Source organism: Micromonospora sp. KC606 (genome assembly GCF_004348675.1).
Taxonomy (GTDB): Bacteria; Actinomycetota; Actinomycetes; order Mycobacteriales; family Micromonosporaceae; genus Micromonospora.
This window is the reverse complement of the sequence record NZ_SMKN01000219.1, coordinates 1-9,744: the sequence shown is the minus strand read 5'-3', so window position 1 is coordinate 9,744 and position 9,744 is coordinate 1. Positions and strand designations below refer to the sequence as shown.

General features: G+C 72.0%; 11 protein-coding genes and 2 pseudogenes. 6 read left to right on the top strand and 7 right to left on the bottom strand.

The annotated features are described in order from the left end of the window. From E1193_RS26800 to E1193_RS26785, 4 genes and pseudogenes are all read right to left on the bottom strand, one after another. Positions 1 to 1,094 (bottom strand): annotated as a pseudogene (locus E1193_RS26800) (cell division protein FtsK); the annotation flags it as partial. A 192-nt stretch (positions 1,095 to 1,286) separates the two neighbouring features. Further along, on the bottom strand, positions 1,287 to 3,326 hold the full coding sequence (locus E1193_RS26795; protein ID WP_243707917.1) for a hypothetical protein: 2,040 nt from the start codon (positions 3,324 to 3,326) through the stop codon (positions 1,287 to 1,289). Then, positions 3,323 to 3,577 (bottom strand): hypothetical protein, encoded by a 255-nt coding sequence (locus tag E1193_RS26790; protein WP_132185957.1) that lies wholly within the window; start codon positions 3,575 to 3,577, stop codon positions 3,323 to 3,325. The genes E1193_RS26795 and E1193_RS26790 overlap by 4 nt, the downstream gene beginning before the upstream one ends. Then, positions 3,574 to 3,909, bottom strand: coding sequence for a DivIVA domain-containing protein (locus tag E1193_RS26785; protein ID WP_132185956.1), 336 nt, complete (start codon positions 3,907 to 3,909; stop codon positions 3,574 to 3,576). The genes E1193_RS26790 and E1193_RS26785 overlap by 4 nt, the downstream gene beginning before the upstream one ends. Positions 3,910 to 4,266: 357 nt before the next feature. Here E1193_RS26785 and E1193_RS26780 point away from each other — a divergent pair, with 357 nt between their 5' ends. Next, on the top strand, positions 4,267 to 5,145 hold the full coding sequence (locus tag E1193_RS26780; protein ID WP_207922878.1) for a helix-turn-helix transcriptional regulator: 879 nt from the start codon (positions 4,267 to 4,269) through the stop codon (positions 5,143 to 5,145). Continuing rightward, the gene (locus tag E1193_RS26775) at positions 5,138 to 5,338 is read left to right on the top strand and encodes a DUF397 domain-containing protein (protein WP_132185954.1); all 201 of its coding nucleotides are present in this window, start codon (positions 5,138 to 5,140) and stop codon (positions 5,336 to 5,338) included. The genes E1193_RS26780 and E1193_RS26775 overlap by 8 nt, the downstream gene beginning before the upstream one ends. 234 nt (positions 5,339 to 5,572) lie before the next feature. Here the strand turns inward: E1193_RS26775 and E1193_RS26770 are convergent, their stop codons facing one another. From E1193_RS26770 to E1193_RS26760, 3 genes are all read right to left on the bottom strand, one after another. Beyond that, positions 5,573 to 5,983: a DUF6069 family protein gene (locus tag E1193_RS26770; protein WP_132185953.1), complete on the bottom strand. Its 411-nt coding sequence runs from the start codon at positions 5,981 to 5,983 to the stop codon at positions 5,573 to 5,575. Further along, complete coding sequence (locus tag E1193_RS26765; RefSeq protein WP_132185952.1) at positions 5,980 to 6,591, bottom strand: TetR/AcrR family transcriptional regulator; 612 nt, start codon at positions 6,589 to 6,591, stop codon at positions 5,980 to 5,982. The genes E1193_RS26770 and E1193_RS26765 overlap by 4 nt, the downstream gene beginning before the upstream one ends. A gap of 94 nt (positions 6,592 to 6,685) precedes the next feature. Next, complete coding sequence (locus E1193_RS26760) at positions 6,686 to 7,582, bottom strand: GNAT family N-acetyltransferase (protein WP_132185951.1); 897 nt, start codon at positions 7,580 to 7,582, stop codon at positions 6,686 to 6,688. 217 nt (positions 7,583 to 7,799) lie between these two features. Between E1193_RS26760 and E1193_RS26755 the strand changes: the two genes are divergently transcribed. The 4 genes and pseudogenes from E1193_RS26755 to E1193_RS33475 all read left to right on the top strand — a co-directional run. Continuing rightward, positions 7,800 to 8,060: a hypothetical protein gene (locus E1193_RS26755; RefSeq protein ID WP_132185950.1), complete on the top strand. Its 261-nt coding sequence runs from the start codon at positions 7,800 to 7,802 to the stop codon at positions 8,058 to 8,060. 14 nt (positions 8,061 to 8,074) lie between these two features. Beyond that, positions 8,075 to 8,710, top strand: a complete 636-nt coding sequence (locus E1193_RS26750; RefSeq protein WP_132185949.1) for a hypothetical protein — start codon at positions 8,075 to 8,077, stop codon at positions 8,708 to 8,710. A gap of 389 nt (positions 8,711 to 9,099) precedes the next feature. Next, positions 9,100 to 9,384: a hypothetical protein gene (locus E1193_RS26745; protein WP_132185948.1), complete on the top strand. Its 285-nt coding sequence runs from the start codon at positions 9,100 to 9,102 to the stop codon at positions 9,382 to 9,384. A gap of 129 nt (positions 9,385 to 9,513) precedes the next feature. Continuing rightward, positions 9,514 to 9,625, top strand: a pseudogene (locus E1193_RS33475) (IS5/IS1182 family transposase); the annotation flags it as partial. Positions 9,626 to 9,744 lie beyond the last annotated feature (119 nt).

Below are 9,744 nucleotides of genomic sequence, written 5' to 3'. Positions count from 1 at the left end.
AGCCAGTGCGGTGTCGCGTCATCGAGCGCCAGCACGCAGTCGGCGCGACCCGCCCGGCCCACCACGGTCCGCAGCCCGCCGACCGACGACTCCTGCCAGATCTCCGCCGGCATCAGCGCCGCGAAGTCCGTCGACGCCTGCGCCCGCGCCGACTTCGCCAACCGCCGGCAGACCGTCTCCACCAGATCGTCCGGCAGGCCCGCGTCCAACCGCACCGGCACCGCCAGCCCCGTCCCGTCGTCGCTGAACCGGTACGGCCCCGGAGGGTCGGACACCGCGAACAACCCACCACCGGCCGCCGTCAGATGCGTCGTGGCCTCCAGGCGCGGGGCGGCGTCCAGCCCCGGATGTTGCGGCGGCGGATAGCCGGCGAGCAGCAGGAACACCCCCGCCCTCGGACCGGCGTGCGCGATCGCCGCCAACCGCGACCACTCCGTGCGCCCCGCGCCCTCCGGCAGGGCCGCCGCGCACACCAGCAGCACCGACGGATCCGCCTCGCCGGCCTGGACGCGCTCGATCCGCTCCTCCGCCTCGGTCAGCACCTGTTGGAACCCCGGCAGGTCGATCGCCGGCCGCGACCACGCCTCCGCCTCGATCATGGCGCGGAACGGGCCGAACACCGCCCCGAGAGTCGCCCCGTCCACGGCCGCGACCCGCAGGGCCCCGTCCGGCAGCGCGGCGAGCACCCGCAGCAGCAGGCCACGCAGCCACCGCGCCACCAACGGATCGCGGGCGTCGCTGTCGACCGCCAGGTGACCGGCCCCGACGAACGGCACCACGACACCGAACACGCTCCCGGCGACCGGCGACGCCTCACCCAGCCGCACCGCGAGCGGACGCCCCGGCACCGCGTCGACGCCGGTCGGCAGATCCACGGCGGCACCGTCCAGCCGGCAACCGAGCCAACCCGGCGTCAACCCTTCGGCGAGCCGCTGCATCCCGGCCGCGAACCCCCGCGCCTCCTCGCGCACCTGCGCCGAGACACCGGCCTCACCGGCCCGGTCACGCAACCGCGCCCGAGCGGCCTCCACATGCGACACCGCCTCCCGGTGCGCCGCCACCGCCCGACCGAACGCCGACGCCACCGACTCCATGCCAACGTCCCCCCAGGACCGATGGACCGCGTTTTCCGGCGCCGACCCTACCGACAACCACCACGACCCGTCAGCCCCGCGTCGCTCTGCGGGTGGCCACTTCGCTGCGGTTACGCCAAGTCGCGGGAACGCCGGGCGTGAACGCCATGGGATGCCGCAATCGGTGCCGGCAGCGGGCGCGCGGGGGCCGGTTCAGCCCAGCCGCAGGGCGGCTGCCGCGTCGGCCAGGGCGACCGTGGCGCTGAGCGCCCGGGGGGCGTCCGCCTCGGCCAGCCAGAACCGGCAGCCGGCCCGGTCGAGGCGGACGGCGACGACCTGCCCGGCGTGCCGGCGGGCCAGCCGCAGCAGCACCGGCACCGGATCTGCGGCGGCGGGCGGCGCACCCGTTCCGGGTGCCGGCACCGGCCGGTCCGGTTCCCGGGGCACCGCCTCTCGCAGCGCGTGCGCGAGGCGGTCGAGGCAGTCCGCGGCGGCGGCCTCGGGGCTGGGCCACCAGGGCGTGGCGAGGTCGAGCGGCGCACCCCGGCCCGACACGTCGATCCGCCACCGGACGCCGTGCAGCCGGGCCGGGTCACCCGCCGCGCGCCGGTGGTCGCAGACGCTGACGGTGAGGGCCAGGTCCAGCCCGGTCGCGAGCCGCAGCAACTCGGTCACCGGCGGGACGTCCGGTGGTCGGGCCAGGACGAGGAGCCGGGCCCCGGGCAGCGTACGGGCGGCCTGCTCGACGTACCGGACGGCCGGGTCGGCGTCGGCGTGGTCGAGGGTGACGGTGCCTTCCAGCAGGCTCTGGTCGAGCCCGCCGGGCCCGTGCTGGTCGAGCCGGCTCAGGTGATCCGGTCGTACGCCGAAGGCGGCGGCGAGCCGCGCGGCCCGGTAGTGCTCGCGGAGCCGGCGGACCGGCGTGCCGTCGGGCTGCCGACCGGCCGGGGTCGACGGCTCCCCGGGCGACGGCTGCCACAGCTGGTGGGTGACCCGGTGCAGGTCGGTGACCGTGACGGTCAGCGCCGAGTGGATGCGACGGCTGTCGCCGCAGCTGGCGCAGGGCCCTCGGCCGGGGCTCAGGCCGGCTCCGGCGCAGTGCGGGCAGTCCGGGTCGGGCGCGGCGGACCGAGCTCGGCAGGCGCAGCGCCGCAGCCGGCTGCCGGGCTGGCAGTCGGGGCACGCCCGGTGCCGGATCGGCGCGCCCCACCAGGCCGGGTCGGGCGGTTCGACCTCCCGCAGCAGCACGCTGGTCACATACCGGGCGACCTGGCCGGTCTCCTGCTCGTGCAGCGTCTCGGTGCTGCCGCCGGGCCGCAGTCGGGTGTGCCACCAGCGGCCGTTGCGCCAGATCGCCTGCGCGCCGGGGCTGTCGTCGGCCAGGTCGGCGTGGATCCGCCGGCCGAGGGCGGCCACGTCGACGTCGACCGGTGCGGCGGGCGGGCCGAGGGACGACCGGACCGTGTACGCGGGCGCGGTCAGCCCGCGTTCGGCGAGCCCGGCCATCGCCTCGGCGACCGTGGTGCCCGCCACGGCGGCCAGGTCGGGCGCGCAGCGGCGCGGCTGGTCGGGGACGCGCCCGCCGGGCAGCTCGAAACGCACGTCCCAGCCCACCCGGTCGTGGTGCCGGCGGGCCTCGACGACCAGGTCGAGGTGGAGCAGCGCGGCCAGCCCGCACAGCCGGCCGAGCTGCTGGTGGGGCACGGCGGGCGGCGGGGCCGTACCGGAGGCGAGGAAGACCCGCCACGGGGTGTGGTCGGCGCGGACGAGCGCCTCCGCTTCGATGGCGTCACGCTGCGCGGCCGGCAGGTCGGGCCGCCACGCGCGGGGCAGCCAGAGCAGCGGGGCGTCCAGCGCCGGCCCGGCCGACGGAAGCCCGCGCACGTCGCCGGCACCGAGCCGGGCGGCCAGCCGGGTCACGACCGGTCGCGCCGGCACCTCCCAGAGCCCGTCGGGGCTGCGTACCGGGGCGATCCCGCCGGGGCGCAGCCGCTCGGAGGCCGCCGCCCCGGTGTCCAGGTCGACCACGGAGACGACCAGCTCCGCCCGCCGCCGCCCGGTCCGGGCGCAGTCGGCACAGGGTGCGGCGACGCTGCCGTCCCCCCGACACAGCCGACACTCGCGGTAGGGCTCGTCGGCCCAGCCGTCGCCGTCGACCACCAGGCGGTCGCCGCCGTCCGTGCAGGCGCACCGCCGGACCTGGAAGGCCAGCCCGGCACAGTCGGGGCAGGGGATCGTCGCGGCGGCGCTCACCGGCGCACCAGCCGGCGGGCGCACGGTCCGTCGTGGTCGGCCCGCAGCAGGCAGCGCCGGCCGCCGGGCATCCGCAGGTCGCAGAAGACCCGATGGCGTACGCCCTGCTCGTCCTCGGCCGACACGGTGGTCTCCCCCGGGTCGGTCTGCGGCAGGACCACCGCCCACCGGGCCACCACCCGGGCGAGGCGCTGCGCCGACGGCAGGTCCGGGGCGACCACCGGCAGGTGCACCACCCAGCGGCCGGTCACCGGGCGCACCGCGCTTCCATGCGCCGCTGCTCCGCGAGGCGGGCCTGGGACTGCTCGGACTGCCAGCGGCGCAGCGCCTCGCGAATCCGGTCGGTCTCCTGCCGACTGCGGGCCAGCGCTTCGTAGAGGCTGGCCAGGTCACCGGCGACCTGGTCGAGGAAGCGCGCGACCTCGTCGGGGTCGAGGCCACGCCGGCCGATCCGGGTACGACGGAACCGACGTTCCCGCACCTGCCAGGGGCGCAGCGGCCGGTAGGTGGCCGACCGGTAGCAGCTGGAGCCCGCCGGCCACGGCCGCTCGTTGCGCCCGGCCGACCGGAAGAAGACACGCATGTGGGTTCCCGCCTCTCGGGTCACGGTCTGGAAGGTGGGCCCGTCGGCCCGCCGCGCACCGACGGACCCACCGGCACCTGCCACCGCAGCCTTCGATCGGCAGTACGACAGCAGGGCAGCTCACGGCCCCTGACCTGGGCATATCCACAGTGGCCGCAGGAGAAGTAGAGCATCCCCGACGATGTTCCTGCAACGTCTACCAATCGCTGCTTATTAAGATTCGAACCTGAAAGCGCAACCCTCTGTGATTTGTCTATTGTTTATGAGACACGGAGGCGCTTTAATTGCGCAGAGCAACGTCAACCATCAGCAACTCGTCGGAGGCGCGCGGTGTCACAGGCAGTCACGGGGTCCACGATGCTGCGACGGCAGATTGGCCGAAAGCTGGAGGCACTGCGCAAGGCGGCGGGGCTCACCATGGAACAAGCAGCCGAAGATCTGGAGCGGGCACGCGCCACCCTCTACCGGATCGAGAGCGGCGCGGAGAACGTGCGGTTCCGCGCGGCCGACGTCAAGGAGATGTTGTCGCTGTATGGCGCATCAGCCGAGGACAGCGAGCTGCTGTTGGCGATGACCGCCGCCACCCGGGAGAACAAGAACTGGTGGCACGACTACATCGGATCAGGCTTGCCGAAGTGGTTCCAGCTCTACGTCGGCCTCGAAGCTTCGGCATCCAGCATCCGGCAGTATCAGGCTGAGCTAGTCCCCGGGCTGCTCCAGACCCGCGCCTACGCCGAGCAACTCTTCCTGATGCCCAGCGGTGCGATCGACGCCGACGACCGCGATGGGCAAGAGCGATCCATACAACTCCGGGTGGAACGGCAAGCGCTTCTCACGCGCTTCTCCGCTCCGCGACTCAGCGTGATAGTTAACGAGGCAGTGTTGCGCCGCCCGGTCGGGAACGCCACGATCATGGCCGAGCAACTTCACCAGATCTTGAAGGCTGCGGAGCTACCGAACGTAACCGTCCGGGTGCTGGAGTTTTCTGCCGGACTGCACGCCGGGGCGATGGCCGGCGCCTTCTCGATCCTGGAGTTCCCGATGGACAGCAACGGCAAGGAGGGAGAGCCACCGGTGGCCTACCTGGAGTCCGCGACCGGCGCTATCTATCTCGACAAGCCGCACGAGACCACTGCCTACAACACCATCTGGGCCGACATGACCAGCCGCGCCCTCAACGAGTCCCGGTCCAAGGCCCTGATCCAACAAGTCGCAGAGGAGTACTCCCGTGTCTGAGCTGACCGGCGCCATCTGGCGCAAGTCGACCCGCAGCAACAACGGCGGCGAGTGCATCGAGGTCGCCGACAACCTGACCGGCATCGTCGGGCTCCGCGACAGCAAGGACCCGACCGGCCCGGCACTCACCTTCAGGCCCGAAGCGTGGGCATCCTTCGTCACGGCGGTCAAGCACGGTTCCTACCGTCACTGACAGAGCTGACGGTTTCACCGCGACCGCGCCCGTCCACCCTCGACGCTATCGTTGGCAGCTCAACAACCCGACACGCCGGGGTGACTACTGCTGAGCTACCAACGATCACGGGCTGAACCGACGTTGCTCCCGGGAGCCGGTACGGGGGCACTCTGACGGTTATCCCCGGCCGCGCGACGCGCCAGCAGGGCTACCTCCACCTGGTGCTGATCGCGGCGTACTTGGTGCTGGCGGTCACCCCCTGGCGGCACCGGCTTCCGCCCCGGGGGGCCTGCCGCCCAGCCCGGGGATCAGCACCGCCGCCACCGCCAGGTGCATCAGAGCGAGGGAAACCCGGGTGCCGCCGTCCATGCCGTCGCCGATGAACGGCAGGAAGGACACGGCCAGTACGGCGCCGGCCACCCCGGTCCAGATGGCGCGGGCGCGCCGCACCCCGAACCGCTCCAGGACGGCCAGCAGTCCCCAGCCGGAGAGCGACGCGAGCAGTGCGACGACCGCCACGGGCTCGGCGCCGATGTCGAGCGTCTGCCCGCCGTCGGCGATCCGCAGCCGGTGCCCCAGCAGTGGGTCCGCGACCAGCCACACCAGGACGGGGGCCAGGACGGCCAGGGCGGTAACCCCCAGTCGCCTTCTCCCCGCGCTCACTTGGTGCCCCCCGAGAGCGCCCCGTGCAGGAAGACCTCCACCAGCTCCTGCGGGGTCAGGTCGGGCTCGTCCTCCGTACGCGGCTGGGTGAAGAGCAGCCCGAAGAAGAGGGCCGCGATCTGCTCCGGCGGCCGGCGTAGGGCGGCCTTGTCGGGCTCCAGCAGCTCCGCCAGGGCCACGCGGATACGGGTCGTCGACTCGTCGCGGCCCGCGCCGCGCACCGTGCCGGGGTGCTTGCCACCGCGATGCCCCAGCGAGCCGACGATCGCACCCATCCTGGACATGTGCGCCTGCAGCGCCTCGGCCGCCTCCGCGAGCCGGTCGGGCAGTGGCTGGGATACGTCGATCGCGTCGAGCTCGCGGACCGCGTGCTCGGGGGAGAGCGCCTCGGCCACGCAGGCCTGCAGCAGCTCGTCCTTGTCGGCGAAAACCCGGAAGATCGTGCCCTCGCCGATGCCCGCGGCGCGGGCGATCTTCGCGGTCGTTACCGCGGCGCCGTACTCGGCGATCAGCGGGATCGCGGTCTGGATGATCATTTCGCGGCGCTGCTCTGGCGACATGCCGGGGGCGCGGCGGCGGGTGGTCTGGCTCTCCTTGGGTGCTGTCATGACCACGAGAGTACGGAGTGAGCACTCACTCCGTCAATGAGTGAGTGCTCACTCCGCCAACTATTCCCGTACTCGGCTGCTTGTCGACGGCAGCTTACGAAGATCCACCACTACGGCTGGAGTAGTAGGCGTCCCGGTATCGATCCCGGACCTCGGGGCGTTGCTGGAAGCCGGCCGACCTGTAGGTGGCGACGGCGCCGACGTTGGAGCTCGGGGTGCAGACGATCGCGCTCGACGAGCCCAGCTTCCGGAGTGTGCCGGCTGCGGCGATGCTGATCGCCTTGCCATAGCCGTGACCGCGATGTTCCCGGTGCACACCCATCGGTTCGAGCAGCCCGGGCCTACCCGGGCCAGCCGACCACACCGTCACCGCCGCCACCGCGTGGCCCTGGTCGTCGTACGCGATCAGAGACCGGGCGTCGGCGTACGGCGATCCGGCAGCCATCGCGTGCCAGCGCTCGTCCGTGAACGTCGACCCGTCGAACGCTGCCCGAAGCACGGCGGCGAACAGGTGCGCCTGTTCCGGCCCGACCACCTCGATCCGTACGCCGGGATCCTCCACCGGCTCCGTGAGGTCGCGGCGCAGCGGCGTCCACGGCTCGTCGGTCTTCCAGCCCTCCTCGAACAGCAGTTCTTGGACCAGCGCATCCGTCGGCGCCTCGATGTTCACCTTCCCCTCGGGCAGCACGCCGCGCTCCGGCTCGGTCACGTCGTCAACCACCTGCTGCGCCAACTCCGCGTCCCGCCGAGCGCCTGGCGCGAACGTCATCCGCAACAGCTCGGGACCGTCCAGCAATCCGAGGGCGAGAATTTGTCCATCCCGGCTCCACGTCCGGACGGCCGCAGCCGTCGCCTCCGCACCTGACCGCCAGAACCAGCCCACGTCCCCCGGATGCAGCTGCATCGGTGCCCCTTCGTACTGCCACTCCCGCAGCACACCCACGGCCTCGCTCAGCCCCTCGACTCCCGGTTCACCCAACACGATCGGCATGGCCCCGATCACACCCCACGCGACCGACGGACCGCACCCGGTTTCCGACCAACTGCATGGTGCTGCCCACGGACTGGGCGATGCTTCTGAACCTCAGTCGCTGACGGTTGGCGGACCCCGACCCGCTGACCGATGCGCGACCGGGGGCTGACTAAGCGTGCATGATCCGGTACGGTCCCAGCGGGATGGCCGTTGCGGGATAGGGGGAGGACGCGCAGTGGCATCGATCCAGGAGATCAAGGCTGGCATCAACCAGTTCGGCAGGTCCACGCAGGACCAGATCGCGCAGATGCGGGCAGTTCACGACTCGATCAACCAGAGCCTCGCGATGCTGCGGGCCGTCACCAGCGGCACCACCCACCCCAGCGTGGCCGAGGCCATCGCCCGGATGGAGCAGGTCAAGAAGAACCTCAACGAGGCCTCGCAGCTCGCCGGCGCTTCCATCGAGGCGACCAAGCGTTACTCCGCCAGCTTCTGACCGGGAGGAAACCCATGCCCCGCGTCATCGTGCCCGCCGGCCTGTCCATGGGTCCGCGTTACCGGTACGTCCGCCCGCCGGACCCGACACCCGAGTGCTACGAGATCCACCTCGGCGACGACCTGGTCGAGCTGACCGAGACCGAGGCGGCGGTCTGGGCGGCAGCCTTCGTGGACGCCGAACGACACGCGAAGCTGGAAGTCAACCGGGAGTCACTGATCCGGCTGCTGGAAACCGCACCCCAGCCCGAACCCCAGGCAGCGGAGATCATCGACAACCTGATCGGCCGGGGCCTGCTGGTCGAGTTCGACACCGACGGTGACCTCGAACCAGTCTTCCGCCGCCACAAACTCCTCCCCCTCGGGGAAGGACTCGGCTCCACCCCGGACGAGCCCCACCTGCACCGGATCGGTCACGCCGGCCAACCGAAGGTCGCCGTACCCGTAGACGTTTACGGTCTTTGGTCCTTCTCCTACCGCGACGCTGATCTGTGGGAGGCGTGCGCCCTCTACGCAGACGACACCGAGAACGTCGAGGAAGGCGACGAACCCATGGAGCAGACACCGGCCCAGGTAGCGCAGGACTTGGGTAGGCACCTACCTCTGCTGATAGCTGTGAGCTGCGCATACCTCGATCCCGCGTCGGCCTGATGGGCTGGCGCAAAGGAAACCGACGCCGGAAACAGGTAGAAAGGCCGTTTGCCCGGCGACTGAAGTACGAGAGCGTCAAGGAAGCGCTGGGGAAGTTGGTCGAATGGGGTGGGGCTGGCGTCGGCATGCTCGTCGGTCTGGCCAGCGCCCGCTACGGGCTGCCGGTCTCACCCGCCGTGGCTTCTACCGGCGGCGCGATCATCGGGGGCATGGTTGGTTCGCAGGGCAAAGCTTTCGTGGTCGCCGGCTTCGACCATCTTCGTGAGCGTCGCGACGAACGGCGAGCGGCGGCTGCCCGTGGCGGCGGCACGTCACCACGTGTTACGTCTGGAGCCGCCCACGCCCCGACGACGGGCACCCGGGGAACTGGCCATCGCGGTCCCCGAGCGATGTCGAGTCGTCGCAGTGGCACCCCGAGCATCGCCGGGCAGGTCATCGGCGGGATCGAGCAGGTCGTCGAGCAGCTCGACCGGGCGGCGGGTCGGATCGCGGCGATCCACCAGAAGATGTGGGCGAACCAGAACGCGCTGCTGGGCGTCCTCGCCGGCAGCCGACCTGAGATCGTCCGCACCACCGAGGCCACCCTGTCCACAGCACGCGGCCTCGTCCACGACTCCGTCGGCGAACTGACCGCCGCGAAGAAGGAACTCGGGGCGTATCGCTCCCGACTGTGACGCCGACCCTCGATAGGCAGCGCGTTCAGCGTCCTTGCGTTCCCCGAGCCGGCCGATCCGTGCGTCGTCCGCGCGGAAAGCAAGGAGGACTCGACCATCGCAGGCGCATCAGCACGCCGCTGGCGCCCGCGCCCAACCCGAGCGGCAGAAGGAACCACCCGACGGGGTCGAGGACGAGCCGGCTGATCATGCTTTGGGCCGGTCGCGGGGCGGCTGGACCACGAAGCTACACCTGGCTGCGAGCAAGGCCGCAAACCCCTCGCTCCCGCGCGACGCGCCCCTACCCGTCAAGTTCCCACGCCCGCCCCGGGCGCAGGGCCGGCGCCCGGTCGGAGCTGAGGAGCCCGATGTGCCACCCGC

What these genes read in the sequence shown, in the direction of transcription:
- E1193_RS26785 (WP_132185956.1), bottom strand. Translation starts at nt 3,909, where the DNA reads ATGCGTGTCTTCTTCCGGTCGGCCGGGCGCAACGAGCGGCCGTGGCCG.
- E1193_RS26780 (WP_207922878.1), top strand. Translation starts at nt 4,267, where the DNA reads ATGCTGCGACGGCAGATTGGCCGAAAGCTGGAGGCACTGCGCAAGGCG.
- E1193_RS26765 (WP_132185952.1), bottom strand. Translation starts at nt 6,591, where the DNA reads ATGACAGCACCCAAGGAGAGCCAGACCACCCGCCGCCGCGCCCCCGGC.
- E1193_RS26760 (WP_132185951.1), bottom strand. Translation starts at nt 7,582, where the DNA reads ATGCCGATCGTGTTGGGTGAACCGGGAGTCGAGGGGCTGAGCGAGGCC.
- E1193_RS26750 (WP_132185949.1), top strand. Translation starts at nt 8,075, where the DNA reads ATGCCCCGCGTCATCGTGCCCGCCGGCCTGTCCATGGGTCCGCGTTAC.
- E1193_RS26745 (WP_132185948.1), top strand. Translation starts at nt 9,100, where the DNA reads ATGTCGAGTCGTCGCAGTGGCACCCCGAGCATCGCCGGGCAGGTCATC.